Annotated in this window: 20 protein-coding genes, 1 other RNA gene and 1 pseudogene; 3 read left to right on the forward strand and 19 right to left on the reverse strand. The window is 36.0% G+C overall.

Features of this window, described 5'->3' with window-relative positions; translation table 11 throughout:
- Nucleotides 1-449 (reverse strand): MFS transporter (locus CD118_RS07895; protein ID WP_142380864.1); only part of this gene is annotated, 449 nt, incomplete at its 3' end.
- A gap of 228 nt (nt 450-677) precedes the next feature.
- Here CD118_RS07895 and CD118_RS07900 point away from each other — a divergent pair.
- A pseudogene (locus CD118_RS07900) lies at nt 678-785 on the forward strand (tyrosine-type recombinase/integrase); the annotation flags it as partial.
- Nucleotides 786-1117: 332 nt separating this feature from the next.
- On the opposite strand, the gene ssrA reads toward CD118_RS07900, so the two are convergent.
- The 12 genes from ssrA to CD118_RS07965 all read right to left on the reverse strand — a co-directional run bounded on the left by ssrA (nt 1118) and on the right by CD118_RS07965 (nt 13479).
- Nucleotides 1118-1477, reverse strand: a transfer-messenger RNA (tmRNA) gene (gene ssrA, locus CD118_RS07910).
- A 73-nt stretch (nt 1478-1550) separates the two neighbouring features.
- Nucleotides 1551-2015 (reverse strand): SsrA-binding protein SmpB, encoded by a 465-nt coding sequence (gene smpB / locus CD118_RS07915; protein WP_016424549.1) that lies wholly within the window; start codon nt 2013-2015, stop codon nt 1551-1553.
- A 15-nt stretch (nt 2016-2030) separates the two neighbouring features.
- A complete protein-coding gene (rnr, locus tag CD118_RS07920) occupies nt 2031-4385 on the reverse strand; it encodes a ribonuclease R (protein ID WP_103356538.1) in 2355 nt (784 codons plus the stop codon).
- 83 nt (nt 4386-4468) lie between these two features.
- Nucleotides 4469-5209, reverse strand: coding sequence for an alpha/beta hydrolase (locus CD118_RS07925; protein ID WP_050331578.1), 741 nt, complete (start codon nt 5207-5209; stop codon nt 4469-4471).
- Nucleotides 5210-5306: 97 nt separating this feature from the next.
- Nucleotides 5307-5540, reverse strand: a complete 234-nt coding sequence (secG, locus tag CD118_RS07930) for a preprotein translocase subunit SecG (protein ID WP_016424546.1) — start codon at nt 5538-5540, stop codon at nt 5307-5309.
- A gap of 68 nt (nt 5541-5608) precedes the next feature.
- The gene (locus CD118_RS07935) at nt 5609-6076 is read right to left on the reverse strand and encodes a hypothetical protein (RefSeq protein WP_103356539.1); all 468 of its coding nucleotides are present in this window, start codon (nt 6074-6076) and stop codon (nt 5609-5611) included.
- Between the two features lie 209 nt (nt 6077-6285).
- A complete protein-coding gene (gene eno, locus CD118_RS07940) occupies nt 6286-7590 on the reverse strand; it encodes a surface-displayed alpha-enolase (RefSeq protein WP_060830257.1) in 1305 nt (434 codons plus the stop codon).
- A gap of 128 nt (nt 7591-7718) precedes the next feature.
- A complete protein-coding gene (gene gpmI, locus CD118_RS07945) occupies nt 7719-9239 on the reverse strand; it encodes a 2,3-bisphosphoglycerate-independent phosphoglycerate mutase (protein WP_103356540.1) in 1521 nt (506 codons plus the stop codon).
- Between the two features lie 2 nt (nt 9240-9241).
- Nucleotides 9242-10003, reverse strand: coding sequence for a triose-phosphate isomerase (gene tpiA / locus CD118_RS12220; protein ID WP_050345939.1), 762 nt, complete (start codon nt 10001-10003; stop codon nt 9242-9244).
- A 54-nt stretch (nt 10004-10057) separates the two neighbouring features.
- The gene (locus CD118_RS12225; protein ID WP_050345940.1) at nt 10058-11248 is read right to left on the reverse strand and encodes a phosphoglycerate kinase; all 1191 of its coding nucleotides are present in this window, start codon (nt 11246-11248) and stop codon (nt 10058-10060) included.
- 132 nt (nt 11249-11380) lie between these two features.
- A complete protein-coding gene (gap, locus tag CD118_RS07960; RefSeq protein WP_050331583.1) occupies nt 11381-12388 on the reverse strand; it encodes a type I glyceraldehyde-3-phosphate dehydrogenase in 1008 nt (335 codons plus the stop codon).
- Between the two features lie 77 nt (nt 12389-12465).
- On the reverse strand, nt 12466-13479 hold the full coding sequence (locus CD118_RS07965; protein WP_372448659.1) for a sugar-binding transcriptional regulator: 1014 nt from the start codon (nt 13477-13479) through the stop codon (nt 12466-12468).
- A 311-nt stretch (nt 13480-13790) separates the two neighbouring features.
- Here CD118_RS07965 and CD118_RS07970 point away from each other — a divergent pair, with 311 nt between their 5' ends.
- Entirely contained in the window at nt 13791-14012 is a 222-nt protein-coding gene (locus tag CD118_RS07970; protein ID WP_050331585.1) for a hypothetical protein, read from the forward strand.
- Between the two features lie 231 nt (nt 14013-14243).
- Here the strand turns inward: CD118_RS07970 and CD118_RS07975 are convergent, their stop codons facing one another.
- The gene (locus CD118_RS07975; protein ID WP_103356542.1) at nt 14244-14921 is read right to left on the reverse strand and encodes a prolipoprotein diacylglyceryl transferase; all 678 of its coding nucleotides are present in this window, start codon (nt 14919-14921) and stop codon (nt 14244-14246) included.
- A gap of 664 nt (nt 14922-15585) precedes the next feature.
- Here CD118_RS07975 and CD118_RS07980 point away from each other — a divergent pair.
- Nucleotides 15586-16488, forward strand: a complete 903-nt coding sequence (locus CD118_RS07980; RefSeq protein ID WP_103356543.1) for a TIGR01777 family oxidoreductase — start codon at nt 15586-15588, stop codon at nt 16486-16488.
- Between the two features lie 149 nt (nt 16489-16637).
- On the opposite strand, the gene CD118_RS07985 is transcribed toward CD118_RS07980, so the two are convergent.
- From CD118_RS07985 to rapZ, 5 genes are all read right to left on the reverse strand, one after another.
- Entirely contained in the window at nt 16638-17126 is a 489-nt protein-coding gene (locus CD118_RS07985) for a GNAT family N-acetyltransferase (protein WP_050331586.1), read from the reverse strand.
- A 162-nt stretch (nt 17127-17288) separates the two neighbouring features.
- Nucleotides 17289-17870, reverse strand: a complete 582-nt coding sequence (gene clpP / locus CD118_RS07990) for an ATP-dependent Clp endopeptidase proteolytic subunit ClpP (RefSeq protein WP_016424534.1) — start codon at nt 17868-17870, stop codon at nt 17289-17291.
- Between the two features lie 513 nt (nt 17871-18383).
- Nucleotides 18384-19328 (reverse strand): DNA-binding protein WhiA, encoded by a 945-nt coding sequence (gene whiA / locus CD118_RS08000; RefSeq protein ID WP_050331587.1) that lies wholly within the window; start codon nt 19326-19328, stop codon nt 18384-18386.
- Between the two features lie 46 nt (nt 19329-19374).
- Entirely contained in the window at nt 19375-20370 is a 996-nt protein-coding gene (locus CD118_RS08005) for a gluconeogenesis factor YvcK family protein (RefSeq protein ID WP_050331588.1), read from the reverse strand.
- 1 nt (nt 20371) lies between these two features.
- Nucleotides 20372-21280: an RNase adapter RapZ gene (gene rapZ / locus CD118_RS08010; RefSeq protein ID WP_016424531.1), complete on the reverse strand. Its 909-nt coding sequence runs from the start codon at nt 21278-21280 to the stop codon at nt 20372-20374.
- Nucleotides 21281-21608 lie beyond the last annotated feature (328 nt).

Here is a 21608-nt window from a genome sequence, read left to right on the forward strand (position 1 = left end):
AAACTATCTAGGATAATATTTAAACCTTTATAAGTAAGTTGAAATAATGAATTGTTCTTCATGATTTCATCTTCATCTTTAGATATTTTAGGAATTAAAACACTCTCTGCTGGATAAATGAGAGATGAAAATATTAAAGACAAACTCAATAATATATACATCGTTATTAAACTCATGTGTCCACTATAAAACAACAATGCTAACAAAGTGACTAAAATAATTTGTATCATCGTACTTAGATATAGGATTTTTTTAATATGATATCTATCTAAAATCGGTCCTAAGAATATCATGCACACATCTATAATACCTACAATAGCGCCTATTATGCCTAAATATACGGGGTTATCATATTGAGTAGCAATATACCAAGTTAAGGAAATTAATATAATACTATCTCCAATATTTGTCGCAATTCTCCCTATAAGTAATTGATATATTGTTTTCATGATTTCACCCCCAAAACCTTTTATAAAATAAGATGTAGCAACGCTTAAAGTACAGTCATATTAGAAATTTAATTTATCTCTATTATAATCTAAAGTGTTATCATGAGAAATCCCATAGCTGATCACATTCCTTATTGATTCAACTTCGAGTACTGCTATTTTAAATTATTTAAGGTTACAATGAAATAATGATAAAAACCCAAAACAAACTATAGCTATGAAATACGTGTAGTGATTATAGCCCAAAGATTAGGGCATAGTGATACAACAGAAGTGTATAACCGATACGGTCACTTATATCCTAGTACGCAAAAAGAAGTAGTAAAATATTTGTAAGGAGTAGATATATGATTATTAACGATTGGAAACTTTATAATAATTCGAATCTAAACTTAATTTTTATAAATACTAAAGATAGTATCCTAGCTACTAGTGAAATGACACCAGCTTTTTGAGTTTACTTTGAAAATGATTTACAAAAAGAAGAAATAATAGAAATTAATCCAGAGTTATACGCAGAAATAAAGAAAGATAATAAAACAATTAAACTGTTTGATAAATAAACACCCTAAATATGGGTGTCTTTTTTTATGTGTTAGGGCATATCTGGGGTAATATTTGTGCACTCAAAAATAAAAAGCCCATAACCACAAGGATTATAGACTAAAGTATGGAGACGGCGGGATTTGAACCCGCGTCCAAAGGTCCTGATACAAATGTTTCTACGTGTGTAGTCTATCCATGAAATTCACATCATGCAAGGCGATAGACAGCCAACATGATGCTAGTTTGATTGATCTCTTCTCGTCAGACTTCAAACGGCAGTGACGAGCGTATCCTACTAAAGTTGAATCACGTTAACAGCACATAGGCGATGCGGTTAGGTGATGCAGAGTGCAATTACGCAGCTACTGCTAAATTATTGTTAGTTTTGCCAGTTATTATAAACTGATGTGTTGATGACGGAGACAACCCTCCGACACGCTTCATGAGCTCTGGGGACCCCTGTCGAATCCATAAACGTCCCCGTATTTTTAAATGTGCTTTCTTTATACGAAAGCACATTATATCATATCAAAATTTTACAATCTTAGCAATGCTTTAATATTTTTGTTTCATCGCACGATCCATATCACGCTTCACAGCTTTTTCTTTTAAAGTTTGGCGTTTATCGTATTTTTTCTTACCTCTTGCAATACCAAGTAATACTTTACAATTTCCGTGCTTTAAATAGAGCTTGAGCGGAATAATCGAATATCCGATTTCACGTGTACGTTCACCGAGTTTAGTAATTTCACGCTTGTGCAACAATAATTTGCGTATACGTCTTGGGTCATGGTTGAAACGATTACCTTCTTCATAAGGTGCGATATGCATATTGTGAAGAAAGATTTCACCGCGTTTAACTTGTGCATAGCTGTCCTTTAAATTCGCACTTCCACGACGTATCGACTTAATTTCAGTCCCTTGCAACACAATGCCCGCTTCAATCGTGTCTTCGATGTTATAATCATGACGTGCCTTACGATTTTCTGCTAATGTGCCTTTACCTGATTTTTTTGGCATTGGTTTCACCTCAAATTATTTTTTCTTTTTACGTGCTTTTTTCTTCACACTTTTCCCTTTATAAAAAGGCTGATGCTGTGTATTTCCAGATTTTTCACGACGGCGTGCGTTTTTTCCTTTACGCTGCTTCTGCTTTTTCTTTTTAGTTTTTTTCTTTTCAAACTGATTACCTTTTGTTTTTGCTTGTATCGTTTTACCGCGTGCTTTTTTATCTTTTTGTCGACCAAAATCAATAGGCATGCCTACAATTTGAAAATCAATTTGTCGTTCTTCCACATCTACATGAACTACTTTGACTTTTACAACATCACCAATTCGATAGACAGTCGCTTTTCTTTCACCGATAAGCGCCATTTGTCGCTCATCAAAATGATAATAGTCATCAGTCATATTTTGAACATTGATCATCCCTTCAATTGTGTTAGGGAGTTCAATAAACATACCAAAGTTTGCTACTGAACTAATGACACCTTCAAATTCATCACCAATATGTTGAATCATGTACTCTGCTTTTTTAAGTTCATCCGTATCACGTTCAGCATCGACCGCACGGCGTTCACGTTGTGATGTATGCTCAGCAATTTGAGGTAACTTTTCTTCCCATTCGTGTTTCGCTTTTCCATCCATCGACTTTTCAATAAGATATTTTCTAATCAATCGGTGTACGATTAAGTCTGGATAACGTCGTATAGGTGATGTAAAGTGTGTATAATAATCAGCTGCTAAACCAAAATGACCTAAATTTTCTGCGTCATAATGCGCTTGTTGCATTGAGCGAAGCATCATTGTGGATATGACCATATCTTCTGGTCTTCCAGCAATTTCTTCACTAATACTTTGTAAAGTACTTGGATGAATATCTTCTCCTGTTCCTTGAATCATGATGCCAAAATTCGTAATAAAGTCAAAAAATTGGCGTAATCGCTCTGATTTTGGTTGTTCATGAACACGGTAAATAAATGGAACTTCCATCTTACTAAAATGTTCTGCTATCGTTTCATTGGCAATCAACATAAATGATTCAATCAGTCGCTCGCCTTCACCACGCTCACGTGTAACCACTTCTTTTGGAATACCTTCTTCATTGACTAAAACTTTAGCCTCTTTGATATCAAAATCTATTTCGCCACGTTTTTTACGCATATCGATTAATGTTTGAGATAAATTTTTAGCTAAATCTAACATTGATACAAGCTCACGATATTTTTGGCGTGCTTCTGGATCTCTATCAGTAATGATACGATTCACAGCTTCATATGTCATTCTTGCATTAGAATGGATCACACTATCAAATATTTCGTGTTTGATGACTTTACCTTCGGGATTAATGACCATACGGCAACTCATCGCCAAACGATCAACATTTGGATTTAACGAACAAATTCCGTTACTTAATCGGTGTGGAATCATCGGTATAACACGATCCACTAAATACACACTTGTCGAACGATCATAAGCTTCTCGATCGAGTGCAGAACCTTCTTTGACGTAATAACTCACGTCAGCAATACTTACTGTTAATTCAATATTTCCATGATCTAATTTTTTGACTGCAATCGCATCATCTAAATCTTTCGCGTCTGCGCCATCAATAGTAATGGTTAAATCTTGACGCAAATCTTGTCGTCCTTCAAGTTCTGACGGTTGGATTGTTTCAGGAATGCATTCTGCCTCTTTCAGCACATCATTTGGGAATTCTATCTCGATTCCATGTTGATAAATGATGGACAAAATATCTACGCCTGGATCATTTTTATGGCCTAAAATCGCTGATACTTGGCCTTCAGGATTATTAGTTCCATCAGAATACTTTGTAATTTGTACAAGAACTTTATGGCCATCAATCGCACCTAAATCCTGCCCTTTAGGAATAAAGATGTCTTGCATAATTCTTTTATCGTCAGGGACGACGAAACCAAAATGACGGGCTTCTGAGAATGTACCGACCACTTGTTTAATCGAATGTGATTCTATCGCCTTCACTTCACCTTCAAATTTTCCTTTACGGAAGTCGCCGCGAGATTTTTTTACTTCTACGATAACTGTATCGCCATCCATTGCTCTATTGATTTTTGTAGGCGGTATAAAGATATCTTCCATGTCCTCTTCTTCAGGTCTTAGAAACGCAAATCCTTTTTTATTTTGGCTTAATGTTCCTCTGACAATGCCTGGTTTAGGTCCGCGTTTTTGATAACGGTCTTGTTTTGTCCGTGTAACCATTCCTGATTGTTCTAACTCAACCAATATTTTTATGAGGTCACGAAATGAATCTGCACTATTTAATCCTAATGCATCTTGGAAGTCAGACACTGACATAGGTTCATAATCAGCGCTTTGGATAATTGCCTTAATCTCTTCTTTTAAATTCATCTTGCTCCTCCTTTCTATTTAAAATCTGATTTAAATGACTTTCTAACTTGTTACGTATTTAAAATTGACTGTTTTAATATGCACTATTCTGACCAATCTAATGTTTCTAAAAATGAATAAATTTCTTCAAACACAGCTTCTTTTTCTTTATCAATTGTAATGACATGGCCTGAATTTTGATACCATGATAAATGCTTATCATCAGAAATAGCTTCATTGTATATGATATTAGCAGAATCCGGATTAATCATTTCATCGTTTTCTGATTGAATCACGAGTAACGGATCCATCACTTCATCTACAGCATCTCTGACTTCTTGCAATGTACCTTGGAGTTCTTTTAAAGTACTCGTCGGATGAAATGCTGCCATTTCTTTTTCTATCGTCTCTTCATCTTTTCCCTCATACTTTTTAAAGTTTCTAGCATATTCTAAAACACCTTCATACATTGCACCTTCTGTTTTAATGTACATCGGCGTACACATGGTTACAATACCCTTCACACTGCGATTTAAGCTTAATTTCAGCGCAAATACCCCACCTAATGATAAACCTGCTACAGCAATTTCATCGTAGCCTTGTTCTACTAAGTAATCATAACCATCCAGTGCATCTTTATACCACACATGCGGGCTTGATTTTAAAATTTCTTCTGGTGGCGCTGCATGTCCCTCATAATGAGGCGCATAGGAAGTATAGCCTTTCTTTTGTAAAAAGCGGCCTAACTGGCGTACGTCTGAACTATTACCTGTAAAACCGTGTAATAATAACACAGCGCGTTTTCCTTCTTCAAAAAAGAAAGGCTTAGGTAGTTGAATTTTCATAATACAATCTCGTCCTTTCAAACACTCATATGATTCATTCTATCGATAAAAAATCGTACATACAAACAAAAAAGCCCGACTTTTCAACGGCCGGACTCTACATATTAAAGTAACTGATACCTAACATTAATACAAAGAAAATAATCGATAGTACAATTGTCAATCTATGCAAAAATAAATCTACACCACGTTGTTTTTGCTTACCGAATAACTGTTCAGCACCACCGCTGATTGCGCCTGATAAGCCGTTACTCTTACCTTCTTGTAATAAAACAACCGTGATGAGTGCGATACAGTCAATAATGAGTAATACTACAAAAAAGGTATGCATCAGACTGTCCTCCATTCATCATATACGGAAGCTATTTTACCATATTTACCGTATATTCACAATATAGTTTAACGATTAAATGTCGATTTACGCTTCACACTTACGGTAATCATCATTATCGCGAGAACTAAAGAACCTAAATTCACGACGAGATAAGGGACTAATGCGAAAAATCCTTTTACATGAAAAATCGCTGCATAAAGGATGGGTGGATTGAGTAGCGCGTTAAATAATTGAGAAATAAAGACTGCAAGCATAAACCACCATAAATAAGGATGTTGATTTTTAAGTGCAACAACACCCGCTGCATAGGCTAAAACATATAAAATGCCTATATAGCGTAAGCTGTTATTAATTGCATTGATGCTATTTTCTGTTGCCTTATTACCCGAATGTTCCAACATATACGTAATCACTTGACCATCAACAATAACGACCTGATGAATCACTAAGCAGACCGCAAATAAAAATGAAATATAACCTAATAATTTGCCGGTATGTTGTGCACGCATTTCAGAGTTTTGTAGTTGTGACATAAAAGACTCCTTCTTATACTTTTAATATTATTATATCAGTTTCAAAACACATTGAAAATCTAAGTCTTGGTCGAAATAAGACGGACACAACGATATCGATTTAAGCAGTCCACTTATTAAAGTTTTGAATGAAAAAACGAGAGGTTAAGCAACACGTTAGTGTTCCTCAACCTCTCAAATATCATTTAATTCATCTATTTAACTTAATATTATTTGTTTAAGTTATAGAATGATTTTAAACCTTCATATTTAGCTGCTTCATATAATTCATCTTCAATACGTAATAATTGATTGTATTTTGCGATACGATCTGTACGTGATAATGAACCTGTTTTGATTTGACCTGCATTTGTAGCTACTGCAATGTCAGCAATTGTAGTGTCTTCAGTTTCACCTGAACGGTGTGATACAACAGCTGTATAACCAGCTTTTTGAGCCATTTCGATTGCTTCGAATGTTTCAGTTAATGTACCGATTTGGTTAACTTTGATCAAGATTGAGTTACCGATGTTTTGTTCAATACCTTTTGATAAAATTTCAGTATTTGTTACGAACAAGTCATCTCCAACTAATTGAACGCGATCGCCGATACGTTCTGTTAATAACTTCCAACCTTCCCAGTCGTTTTCATCCATACCATCTTCAATAGAAAGGATTGGATATTTATCAACAAGTTGTTCTAAGTAGTCAACTTGTTCTTCAGCTGTACGTTTTGCACCATTTTCGCCTTCGAATTTAGTGTAATCGTAAACACCATTTTCGTAGAATTCAGAAGAAGCACAGTCGAATCCAAGGTAAACATCTTTACCTGGTTCTAAACCAGCCGCTTTAATAGCTTCGATGATTGTTTCTACGCCATCTTCAGTACCTTCGAATTTAGGTGCGAATCCACCTTCATCACCTACTGCAGTCACTAAACCGCGTGATTTTAAGATTTTAGCTAACGCGTGGAACACTTCTGCGCCCCATCGTAATGCTTCTTTGAATGTTTCAGCACCTACTGGTAAAATCATGAACTCTTGGAATGCAATTGGTGCATCTGAATGAGAACCACCGTTTACAATGTTCATCATTGGTGTAGGTAATACAGTTGAATTGAATCCACCTAAATATTTGTACAATGGTTGACCTAAGAAGTCTGCAGCTGCACGTGCGACAGCAATTGAAACACCTAAAATTGCGTTTGCACCTAATTTACCTTTATTAGCAGTGCCATCTAATTGAATCATCATTTTATCGATTGAAACTTGTTCTAGTACTGAAAACTCACCTTCGATTAATTCTGGTGCAATAATTTCGTTTACATTTTCAACGGCTTTTTCTACACCTTTACCTAAATAACGAGCTTTATCTCCGTCACGTAATTCTACAGCTTCATGTTCACCAGTTGATGCACCTGAAGGTACGAGTGCGCGACCAAACGCACCACTTTCTGTTAAAACTTCAACCTCAACTGTAGGGTTACCGCGTGAGTCTAGTACTTCGCGAGCGTATACATCAGTAATAATTGGCATAATGTTAATCTCCTTTTTCAATCAATTTTATGATCTGTTCTTAATATTTTAAACAGACATTATTTTATCCAAAACAGGTTGGCTGTTCATTGTTATTATAACGAGTAATACTTATTTTTCAAAATGATTTAGTGTTCGATTAATGATTCACCAGTCATATCTTCTGGTTGTTCTAAGCCCATGATATCAAGTAATGTTGGCGCTAAGTCACCTAAGCGTCCTGTTGAACGCAAAGTATGACCTTCTTTAGTCAAGATTACTGGAACGGGGTTTGTTGTGTGTGTTGTCATCGGTTGATCATCATCTGTTAACACTTCATCAGAGTTACCATGGTCAGCAGTGATTAATGCATGACCACCCATGTCGATGATTTTATCAACGACTTCGCCGAGACATTCGTCTACAGCTTCGATTGCTTTAATAGTCGGTTCCAATTTACCACTGTGACCAACCATATCTGGGTTCGCAAAGTTTAAGATAATAAGGTCTAAATCACCTTTATCTAATTCTTCTAACAATGCATCGCGAACTTCATAAGCGCTCATTTCAGGTTTTAAATCATAAGTTGCAACTTTAGGTGAATTGATTAAACGACGACGCTCACCTTTGAATTCCTCGTTTTGACCCCCGTTCATAAAGTAAGTCACGTGAGGGTATTTTTCAGTTTCTGCAATTCTTAATTGCACTAAACCATTATCTTGAGCAACTTCACCGATTGTATTTTTCAAATCAACTTTTTCAAATACAATATGTGCATCAACTTGATCATTGTAGCCTGTAAATGTAGCAAAATATAGATCTTTAACTTGTTCAACCTCAAAACCATCAAAAACTTTATTTGTAAAGATTTCTGAAAGCTGTCCAGCGCGGTCAGGTCTGAAGTTATAGAAAATTACTGCATCACCGTCATTTACACCGTTATTTTGATTTTCTACAACAAAAGGTTCGATAAATTCATCTGTCAAATCGTTATCATAGTTTGCTTGAACCCCTTCGTGTGCTGAAGGATATTTAACGACATGATCAAATCCACGAATCGCATCATATGCTTTTTGTTCACGTTCCCAACGTTTATCACGGTCCATTGCGTAATAACGTCCAGAAACAGAAGCGAATTGACCAACACCAAGTTCTTTGAATTTATCTTCAGTTTCATCAATATATTTAAGTGCAGATTTTTGATCAACATCACGACCATCTAAAAATGCATGCACGTAAACTTTTGTTAAACCTTTTCTTTTAGCAAGTTCTAAAATCGCATAAAGGTGTTCGTAATGACTGTGCACACCACTATCAGAAAGTAGACCAAAAACATGTAATGCTGATTGATGATTCAACGCATGATCAATTGCACCGTTTAAAACACCATTGTCGAAAAAATCGCCTTCTTCAATAGATTTGTTAATACGTGTTAAACTTTGGTACACAATGCGTCCAGCACCGATATTCATATGTCCAACTTCTGAATTACCCATTTGGCCATCTGGAAGACCTACATCCAAACCACTCGCTTCAATTTGCGTTGTCGGATATTTTTCAAAATAGCGGTCAAAATTAGGCTTGTTTGCTAATTTTACTGCATTACCATGGATTTCTTCACGATTTGCAAATCCGTCTAAAATAATAAGAGCTGTTGGCTTTTTGGCCATAATTATTTCGCACCTTCTAACAATTGAACATAGTCATCAACTTTCAATGATGCGCCACCTACAAGTGCACCGTCGATATCTGATTCAGACATATATTCTTTAATGTTATTTGGTTTTACACTACCGCCATATTGAATACGTGCTGATTGTGCAACTTCATCACTTGTTAATTTTGCAATTGTTTGACGAACAGCTGCACACATTTCATTCGCATCTTTAGCAGTAGACGATTTACCTGTACCAATTGCCCAAATTGGTTCATATGCAATAACTACATCTTTAATTTGCTCATCTGATAAACCTTTTAAAGCTTTTTCTACTTGTGCTTCTACAACTTCATTTGCTTTGCCGTTTTCACGTTCTTCGTCTGTTTCACCTACACAAATAATAGGTGTCATGTTGTGATTAAATACAGCATGTGCTTTTTTATTTACATCTTCATCTGTTTCATGAAATAACTCACGTCGTTCAGAGTGACCAATAACGACATAGCTCACGCCTAGATCTTCTAAAGCAACAGGAGAAGTTTCACCTGTGAAAGCACCATTTTCTTCAAAATAAGTATTTTGTGCACCAATTTTAAGACCCGGTGCAACATTTTCTTTTGTTAAAGAAATTAATGCATCTAATTGAATTGTTGGTGCACAAATCACTGCCTCAACTTCATTTGTATCTGGTAATGCTGGTAGTTCTTTTACAAAATTTTTAGCTTCCTGCACCGTTTTATTCATCTTCCAGTTTCCAGCGATAATAGGTTTTCTCACTTCAGAACACTCCCTCTTAATTCTTAGTTTGCTTTCTATATTCACGCTTTAAAATTATTTATTCGCAATTGCTTTAATACCTGGTAGTTCTTTACCTTCTAAATATTCTAATGACGCACCGCCACCAGTTGAAATGTGTGTAAAGTCTTCTTCAAAACCAAGTTGCATTGCTGCAGCAGCTGAATCGCCACCACCAATGATTGTTGTTGCATCTTTAAGTTCTGCAATAGCTTCACATACACCAATTGTACCTTTAGCAAAGTTGCTAAATTCAAAAACACCCATTGGGCCGTTCCATACAACTGTATGTGCACCTGCAAGTTGTTTTTTGAATAACTCAACAGTTTTTGGTCCAATGTCCATTGCTTCTTGATCAGTAGGGATTTCATCGATAGATACAGTTGTAATTTGTGCATCGTTAGAAAATTCTTTTGCCACTTTACCGTCAATTGGTAATACAATTTGGTCACCTGCACGGTCTAATAAATCTTTGGCAAAATCAATTTTGTCTGCTTCAAGTAATGAAAGACCGATTTCTTTACCTTGTGCTTTTAAGAAAGTGTAGGCCATTCCGCCACCGATTAACACTTTATCTGCTATTTTTAATAAGTTTTCAATGACGCCGATTTTATCAGATACTTTAGCGCCACCTAATATTGCAACAACAGGTTTTTCAGGATTTTCAACAACGCCACCAATGAATTTGATTTCTTTTTCCATTAAGAAACCTGCAACAGCCTCAAGGTGTGTTGAGATTCCTACGTTAGAAGCATGCTCACGGTGTGCTGTACCGAAAGCGTCGTTTACGAAAATGTCACCTAAAGATGCCCAATATTTACCAAGTTCAGGATCATTTTTAGATTCTTTTTTACCATCTACATCTTCAAAGCGTGTGTTTTCAAACATTAAAACTTCGCCTTCGTTTAAGGCTTTAATGGCAGATTCTAATTTTTCTCCACGTGTTTCTGGAATAAATTGAACCTCTTTGTTTAGTTTTTCTGATAAACGTTTCGCAACCGGCGCTAATGAGAGTTTCTCTTTATCACTTTCTTCTTTGACTTTACCTAAATGTGAGAAAACAACAATTTTCCCACCTTGTTCAATGATATATTTTAATGTCGGTAATGCCTGAACAATACGGTTATCGTTGGTAATTTCGCCGTCTTTCATTGGAACATTGAAATCTGCACGCACAAGTACAACTTTACCTTTTAACTCAACATCTGTTACATCCTTTTTTGCCATCGAGAATCCTCCTCATAAAAAGTCATGAATTTTAAAATAAGCGGAGAAGCGTTTGTGCTCCTCCGCTTACTACAAGCTACAAAATAGTTCGAAGCACATATAGCCGTACTTACAATCCTATTTTAATCTATTTTATTTAGCGTGGCTTGCTAAATGTTCTAAAGTACGAACAAGTTGAGCAGTATATGACATTTCGTTGTCATACCAAGAAGCAACTTTAACTAATTGACGGTCACCAACAGTCATTACACGAGTTTGAGTTGCATCGAATAATGCACCGTAAGTCATACCTACAACGTCTGAAGAAACGATTTCGTCTTCAGTGTAACCGAATGATTCGTTAGTTGCTGCTTTCATTACTTTGTTTACTTCTTCAACTGTTACTTCTTTATCTAAAACAACTGTTAATTCTGTTAATGAACCAGTTGCAACTGGAACACGTTGTGCACCACCATCTAATTTACCAGCGATTTCTGGAATAACTAAACCGATTGCTTTCGCTGCACCTGTAGAGTTAGGGATGATATTTTCAGCAGCAGCACGTGCACGACGTTTGTCACCTTTTCTGTGAGGTGCGTCTTGTGTATTTTGGTCACCAGTATATGCGTGAATTGTAGTCATTAAACCTTCAACAATACCGAATTCGTCGTGTAAAGTTTTTGCAACAGGTGCTAATGAGTTTGTTGTACATGATGCACCTGAAACAACTGTTTCAGAACCGTCTAATGTTTCGTGGTTAACGTTATATACGATTGTTTTAAGATCACCTTTAGCTGGTGCTGAGATTAATACTTTTTTAGCGCCTGCTTGAATGTGTGCTTCAGCTTTTTCTTTATCTGTGAAGAAACCAGTACATTCTAATACTACGTCTACACCAAGGTCACCCCAAGGTAATTTAGCAGGTTCTGGTTCAGAGAATGATTTCACTTCTTTACCATTCACACGGAAACCACCATCAATTACTTCTACTTCTTCAGTAAAACGACCTTGCATTGTGTCATATTTCAATAAATGTGCAAGCATATCGTCGTCTGTTAAATCGTTTACAGCTACTACCTCAATGTTTTCTACATCTTGAATTCTTCTAAATGCTAAACGACCTATTCTACCAAATCCGTTAATTGCTACTTTTACTGCCATGTTAATGGCCTCCTTTAAATGATATTTAAAAAGTGGATCAATTCAAAATTAAATAAATCACGCACTTTTTATTATTGCTAAATTGTTTCACTCGTAATAACTTTAGCCGCAGCTTCATCCGTGATTAAAACGGTATTAGGAGAAGCGATTTTAAGGTATGCCTTAATTGCAAGGCCTTTCGATGCGCCACCCGCTACAGCAAAAATGTGTGCTTTTGATTGGGCTTCTTCTAACTGAATCCCAATCGTTTTAACCTTGTGAATGATGTTACCTTGTTGATCAAAATAATATCCTAACGATTCACCGACAGCATGATGATGTTGAAGCTTTTCGATGACTTCTAATGGCGATTGTCTTCGTCTCGCCATTTTCAGCGCATCACCGATACCGTGAATAGTGAATTGAGATTCTCTAATTTTATCCAATGTCTGGATAACAGAAGGCTCTTGCATCAAATTTTGATAAGTCAACTCACTCACTTGCTCAGGGACGTATAGTGTTGTGTAGTCGCCCCCAGTTCTCTGTGCCATTCTAGAACAAATTGTGTTGGCTTGAAAAACAACATTCTGACCTAAGCCACCGCGTGCTGGAACGAACAAAACATGAAAGGGAAGTTTAGACATCGCATCACTAACTGATGCCATTGTTGAACCACCCGTCACTGAAACAATTGCACGATCGTACAATTGTTTTTCAAGCAGTTGCCCAGCAATTCGACCAAGTTCTACTTTTACAGCAGAATCTGTATCGCTGTTCCCCGGAATGACATGAACTTCATTGATATCGAATTGACCCTTAATCGTTTGAGCAAGGCGATGATAATCAGAATAATGATTGAAATAAGCATTCAACTGTGTGACTACATCCTTACCTTCTACCGTTAACGTCATACCTGTTGGCTTGACAGAAATTAACTCTTGATGTTTAAGCAAGTCTGTTTCTGAACGTAAGACACGTTCTGTCAAATTCAACATCTCACTCAAAGTTCGTCGTCCTACAGGTTGATATTTCTGAATCGTTGCTAAAATAGAGAACCTTCGATACATTTTGTCTATCAAGTCAGGCACAATTTTTTGTTGCACTTGAATCATACGTTCCAAGGTGAATGCCCCCTTAATAGTCAATTAGATGGTCAACTTTGAGCCACGCTTTGACATTTATAGTCCCAAGCACTGTAAAAAAATATATCTTGTTGTTTACAAATCCATCATACTACTGAACTATATAAAATGCAAGTCATAAACCATCCCAATTTCATAAAACGTTGGACAAAAAACGACCAATAACAATTTCCTATGACTTTCATTCCATTTATAACACATTTCACCATTCTTAAACATCCTTATCAATTTTATTGCAACACGATAAGTTATTTCATATATTTACATAAAGAGGTGATACTATGACAAGAGATTCCGAACAGCCTGAGGTCATCGATCCTTCAGATCCTCGCTATCGTCGCCCCGAAGATATACAATACGGTTCAAACAAAAATAGATATGAAGGTGGGAATTATACCTATACGCGTTACTATGGGTGTACACCTGTAGGTTGCTTACCAGGTTGCTTATTTTCCATTTTTTTATCAATACTTTTAACATTATTACTCAATTTCCTTTTTTAATATGAAAAAGAAGAAATGAGACGAACTACGCTTTTGGTACTTCTAACCAATATCCATATAAAGCGAATAGAAATGATAAAGTTGCAAAAAAAGCATAGCCACACGCTTTGTGCGTTAAGTTGACTATGCTTTTCTTTATTTTATTCATACAATAACTGCACAACACGATACGGTACAAAATCTTCCGTCCTTCGTTTACTCTAGGCATCAATGTATATTGATTAAGCCATTTTAATGTTGATTACTTTTATCTTCTGACGGTTTTTGATTTTGGCTTTGGTTCTGATTTTGTTGAGGTTGTTGTTGAGAATGACCATTAGGTTGCTGTGTTGAAGGTTCCTTTTTAGGTTCCTGAGCTGAAGATGGCGGCGTTTTTGGCTCGTTTGAAGATGGTTCATTTGTCTTCGGGCCCGACGATTTTGGTTCTGAAGTATCTGGTTTTTCACTCGTCTTCGGTTCTTTTTTAGGCTCCTCGGTCTTCGGCTCTTCTTTCTTTGGTTTTTCCGTTTTCGGCTCAGTTGATTTAGGTTTTTGCTGCTGATTACGTTGGTTTTGTAACTGTGCTTGACGTTCCGCTTCAATGGATTGTTGACGCGCTGCTTCTAAAGATCTTTCTTGCTCAGCTTGTTCTTTTTCAATACTTTTTTCTTTTTCTCTCTTTTCTTGTGCTTTTTTTTCTTTTTCTTTTTTAATTTCAGCATCTCGCTTTTCTTTTTGTTCCTCAATAGACTTCTCTTTTAATCGCTCACTACTTCGGTGTGATTGATCGACGAATGAGAAGATTGCAAACACTAATCCAGCTAGCAATAACAATACAACAATAATACTGATAATCGCTAAACCTCGTTTTTTCTTTTCCCCTTTTTCAGCATATTTTGGTCCTTGTCCACTTCTTTTTGGTGCTGACATGTTTTTCCCTCTCTTTATTAAGATATCAATCTATTTAGTTTAAGCTATATTTATTTTTAAACTTACGTCTTGTCTGTATTGTGATATTACAATTATACAATATTAGAAAGTTAACGACTATGTGACTTTTAAATTAATAACATTCAATATAAATCATATCACTCAAAACGACAAGGCACCAATTATCGAAATCACCAATATCAAAACCATAATCCATATCACTCATCTTTTATGAAACAGTACTACCCAAAACTATGATTTATTACTATTGAAACGAATTAAAGCATATTAAGTCCAAATTGTTATTGAATCTAAAAACCTTTCATGCGCAATCTGCTGATACCATTCAAGTTGAAGTTTAAAAATAATCATAATGAGGAAATGACTAACTATTACACCATTAATCATCTGAACATAAACGAAGATAATAAAAAGAGGTCTGAATGCTGCATCATTCAGGCCTCAACTAAAGGGAGTCAAAAATTACCTTCGTCGTATATATTATGGGGTATACTGAATTTAATTAAGAGATGTATTAATTATCGAAGGTATTTCTATTATAACGCACTTTGTGAATTAATAAACACACTTTAATGCATTTAAAGTGAAAAGTTAATGTCTGTTCTATGACAATAATATGAACGAATCAAAAGGAGTGGTTTAAGTGACGAATTATTTAATAACTGGCGGCACAGGTATGGTTGGGACAGCGCTAGTTGAAGACATTTCACAACGACCTGATTCAATGATTTATATTCTGACACGTAGCGATCGAAGTTCAAAATCTTCACATATTCAATATATTAATTGGAGTCAAACGGGTTGGGAACAAAAAGTCCCCGACATTGATATCGTTATTAATTTAGCAGGCGCGACGTTAAATAAAAGATGGACAAAGTCGCATCAACAACTTATGATGACAAGTCGAATACAGTCCACGCGCGCATTATATGACTTATTTAAAACACGCAAGCAAAAGCCGAGTGTGCTTTTCAACGCAAGTGCGATGGGATATTATCCACCTTCTCATACTGCGACATATACGGAAGACTTTCGTACGACACCACATGATCTTTTATCCGAAATCGTTTATCAATGGGAAAAGCAGGCTTCACTATTTGAATCAGTAGGTACTCGTGTGATCTTAGGTCGATTTGGCCTCATCCTCTCTCAAAAGGGTGGCGCTCTACCTATGATAGAAAAAACGTATCGCTTCTTTGTAGGAGGACGTATCGGTAGTGGTCATCAATGGTATTCATGGATTCATCTTGAAGATTTAAAACGCGCAATTCTATTCTTGATTGATCATAAGACGGCTTCTGGAGTATACAATCTTGCTGCACCTGGGCCAGAAACACAACAACAGTTTGGGAAAATACTTGGAAAAACGTTGCATCGCCCCCACTACACATGGGCGCCAGCTACGCTTATGCGATTAGTTCTAGGGAAAATGTCAACATTGGTACTTGATACACAATTTATCGTCCCTCAAAAACTCAATCATCTCCACTTTACATTTAATTATCCAACGCTTTCACTTGCACTTAAAGATATCTATAACCATTAAGTGAACTGACCAGTGTTGAATGCTAAAAGTGCTTCAATGATATCATTTCGAGATATATGATAAACCAGAATTGACAAGTTGAAACACCATACATGTCAATTCTGATTTTTAATGATATCGCCAATTAAATCATGCCACATAAAGATACCTTATTTTAACTGTATCTGATAAAATGCAAGATCAAGCCACTGATCAAATTTATATCCAACTTTCTCTAATGTTCCCATATGTCGAAATCCAAATTTTTCATGTAACAGTTTACTTTGTATGTTTTGGTCATCAATACCTGCCACCATCGTTTGAACCTGTTTTTCGCGGGCATCTTGAATTATGTTCTCTAATAATTGAGAAGCAATGCCTTCTCTTCTCGCATTAGGACTGACATATAAAGAATGTTCAATCGTAAATTGGTAAGCGGGCCAATTTCTAAATTGACCATATGTAGCAAATCCCAACACCTCCCCATTCCGTTCGTATACAAAGACAGGTTGTTGTAATTGTTGCTTCGTTTGAAACCAATTTTCACGTTCTTCTAATGTTACTGTTTCATAAGTATAGACAGCGGTCGTATGCTTAATCGCATGATTATATATTTCTTGAATTTGAGTCAGATCATTCACTTGTGCCTGTCTTATCACGTCTGTTACCCCCTTCCCCTCATTTAAATAAAATCCGTTTGTTTTATCATAAAAAAAGAGTGGAGCATAAATCTAAAATACGCTTTCAGATTTCATTGCTCCACTCATTACATAGTAAGATGAGATAGGTTCATCATCTTATAAATGACAGAAACTTCTCTTCTATTCTGGTTGCATTACTTCATCAATTAAGCCATAAGCTTTAGCTTCTTCAGCAGTTAAGAAGTTGTCACGATCTGTGTCTTTCTCGATTTTTTCAATATCTTGACCTGTACGTTCAGCTAAGATCTTATTTAATTTTGCACGTGTTTTTAAAATATGGTTAGCAGCAATTTCGATTTCAGTTGCTTGACCTTGAGCACCACCAAGTGGTTGGTGAATCATCACTTCAGCATTAGGTAATGCATAACGTTTACCTTTAGCTCCTGCTGCAAGTAGGAATGAACCCATTGAAGCAGCCATACCAATACAAATTGTTTGTACATCTGGTTTAATGTGTTGGATTGTGTCATAAATCGCAAATCCAGCTGTTACACTACCACCAGGAGAGTTGATATAGAGGTAAATATCTTTTTCTGCATCTTGTGCTTGTAAAAATAAAAGCTGTGATACGATTGAGTTTGCTACATTATCGTCAATAGCAGACCCTAACATAATAATACGGTCTTTTAATAAACGTGAATAAATGTCATATGCACGTTCCCCGCGATTTGTCGTTTCAATTACTGTAGGAATTAAATTCATAGATTATTTCCTCCTAATTTCTTTGATTTGATTTTATTCTAACCTAAAAGTCAAACATGGTCAAAAATTACGCTTTTAACTTTCACTATTTTAGGAGTTGACCCCTACAATGCATGAAGGTAAAATGATGAGTGTACGTTTCAATTTACCCCTCGTAGTGTAATGGATAACACTTAAGATTCCGGTTCTTACAATAGAGGTTCGATTCCTCTCGAGGGGGCTATCTTACTTTTTAAAATCAAGAATCCCATAACGACGGGGTTCTTTTTGCTATACACGTTAACTATATCCCATATCATATTGAACTTCAGGTATTTAAAACGATGTCATATCTTACGAATTTTTCTCATAAAAAGAAAGCGATCAGATTATTTTTTAGTAAAAAACTCTGAGCGCTATTTTAAGAATGGATGTCTAAGCCGATATAGCGCATACTTTACAAAATGCACTATCAAATAGCATTGAAATATGATATAAAAAACAGGCTGTCCTCACCGGCTAAACACCTACTTTTTACACTTCAAATCGTTCTCCGCTTCTGATTTTATCCGCCATTTCGTTTAATTTTCTTAAACGATGATTGATGCCTGATTTCGAAATAGTTCCAGTACTTACCATTTCACCTAATTCTTTCAATGAAACATCTTGATGTTCAATTCTTAATTTTGCCACTTCTCTCAGTCGATCAGGCAAATTATCTATCCCGATTTCTTCATCTATCAGTTGAATACTTTCAACCTGCTTCATCGCCGCACTGACCGTTTTATTTAAATTCGCTGTCTCACAATTCACCAGTCGATTTACAGAGTTACGCATGTCTCTGACTATTCTTACGTCTTCAAATTTAAGCAATGCTTGATAACCACCGATTAAACTTAAAAATTCTGCTATACGTTCCGCTTCTTTAAGATACGTGATCCAACCTTTTTTACGCTCCAAACTTTTCGCATTGAGCTCGTAAGTATTCATCAATTGCGTGAGCCCTTCAGAGTGACCCTCATATAGAGAAAATATTTCTAGATGGTATGATGAAGTTTCTGGGTTATTTACTGAACCTCCTGCGAGAAATGCACCACGTAAATAACTTCTTCTCATTTCATTATCTTTAACCATAGTTGCATCGATATCATGGCTAAACATTCCATTTTTAAGTATTCCTAACTCGTCTAAAATCTCTTTTGCTTTCATTTTTATTCGGCATATATAAATGTTATTTTTCTTTAATTTCATCTTTTTACGTACTAATATTTCGACTTCAACCTGAAAAACAAGTTTTATTAGTGTATAGATACGTCTTGCAGTTGTGGCATTTTCAGTTTGAATATTAATGACAAACTGTTGATGTGATAGGCTTAAGGCCCCGTTCATACGAATTAAAGCACTGAGCTCTGCCTTAGCGTTATCTTTATCAACTTCAATCCTTGTCAGCTCATTTTTCATTTCTGATGCAAAGCTCATAATGAATCGTTTCCTTTCTATTTATCAAGAATCAATATGGTTAAAGTTATGATTTGAATTGATCAGGGTCAAATTGAATTGTACTAATTTCTTGTAATGCAATTTCATAAATCATCTCTGCCAATATTTCTGTTCGATGTCTCACGTATTCGTGCTCTGTAATTTCAGCGAGATGCTCCCCTGTTACAAGTTGAACACCTTGTTCCTTTAATAGCTCTTCATCACAATATACAGGCTTAGCGCCTTTATCTTCATACTTTTGAAGTATTTCTTGTGAGAATGGCAATTGATTCGCAATTACAAAATCAATAACATTCGCACCCAATTGTTGATGAATTGCACGAATATGATCTGTGACTGTATATTCATCGGTCTCTCCAGGTTGGGTCATTATGTTTGAAACATATAATTTTTTAGCATCACTTTCGACAATGGCTTTGGAAATACCATTGACACAAAGGTTAGAAATCACACTCGTATAAAGAGAACCAGGCCCTAAAACGATTAAGTCCGCTTCTCTTAGTGCTGCAACAGCTTCATCCATCGGTTTCACATCAGCCGGCTCTAAAAAGACACGTTTAATTTTTTTATGTTTTTGAGGAATATTAGATTCCCCTGTTACAATTTCTCCATCTTCCATCTCTGCGTTAAGCGCCACGCTGGAATTTGTAGACGGTATAACGCGACCTTTGATATTCAAGATTTTACTGAGCTCTTTTACCGCATGTCCAAAATCATTCGTAATATTTGTTAATGCGGCAATCAATAAGTTACCAACAGAATGGCCGCTAATGATATCTTTTTCGAATCGATATTGGAACAGCTGTTCTAACAACGGCTCGACATCGCTTAAGGCAACCAGCACGTTCCTTACATCACCCGGTGCTGGTATATCCATCTCACTTCTAATTTTCCCTGTACTTCCACCGTCATCTGCGACTGTTACAATCGCTGTAATATCTATTGGGAAGGATTTGAGACCCCTTGCCAAAACAGATAAGCCTGTCCCTCCACCAATCAGCACTAATTTGAGTTGTTTCATTTTATTCGCCACTTTCTATATGTGCATCACGATGATGAACATATATGTTATAATCATACGTCTGCTTAAGTTCCTCAGCTAATCGTTGTGCTAATGCGACAGAACGGTGTTGTCCTCCTGTACAACCAATTGCAATGACAAGTTGTGATTTCCCTTCTTTTTTATATCCTGGAATCATGAATAATAAGAGATCCAATAATTTTTCATAAAATGTATTCGTCTCTTTCCATTTCATCACGTATTTATATACTTCTTCGTCCATACCTGTCAACGGACGGAGTTCCTCTACATAAAAAGGGTTCGGTAAGAAGCGCACATCAAAAACCAAATCTGCATCTATTTGAATACCATGCTTGAAACCGAAGCTTGTCACATTGATTGTAAACGTTGATTTATTCTCTTTATTAAAATTTTCATAAACTCTTTTTCTTAATGCTTTCGGTGTTAACTTTGTAGTATCTAAAGTATAATTGGCCAAACTTCTCACTTCGGCAAGTAAATTACGCTCTTCATTAATCGCTGCAACTAGAGTTAAATCGCCCTGCTCTTGAAGTGGATGCTTACGACGTGTTTCCTTATAACGAGAAATTAATTTTTCCGTTTCAGCATCTACAAACAGTACATCTACGATTACATTTTTTCTACTTTGCACAGCATCTATTTCACGCACTAAGTATTTAAAAAATTCTCGTCCTCTTAAGTCGATGCCAATAGCTACTTTTTGTAACGAAGGGTTCCCTTGTTCCATTAATTCTACAAACTTAGGCAATAAAATAGGCGGAAGATTATCGACACAAAAATAGCCTAAATCTTCTAAACTTTGAATAACGACAGATTTTCCAGCGCCCGAAAGCCCTGTAATGACGAGTAATTCACTTTTAACGATTTCATTGTTTTCTTCATGTTGCATTGTTGACCACCATCCCTTAAGATTCTCTTTTAGTGTACATGAAAATCCTTCAAAGTCATAGACAGAAAGCTAAAATTTAACACTTTTCATAACCGTATGTATTGACGATGATGTAACAATGGCAACCTGTACCGAATATACTTTAACAACTCGGCTAGCACTCATTTTTCAATCATCTTGTCATAATAAAGTATGCTGTTTTCACGAGCATAAAAAACAATGATAAATAAAAAGAGTGGGACGTGGAAACTCGTTGTTACGTTAGATTCCTTTGTCCCACCTTTATAGGGTGTCGCAATTAATACGTTTATTTAATATAGGAACAGGC

Source organism: Staphylococcus coagulans, assembly GCF_002901995.1.
GTDB lineage: Bacteria > Bacillota > Bacilli > Staphylococcales > Staphylococcaceae > Staphylococcus > Staphylococcus coagulans.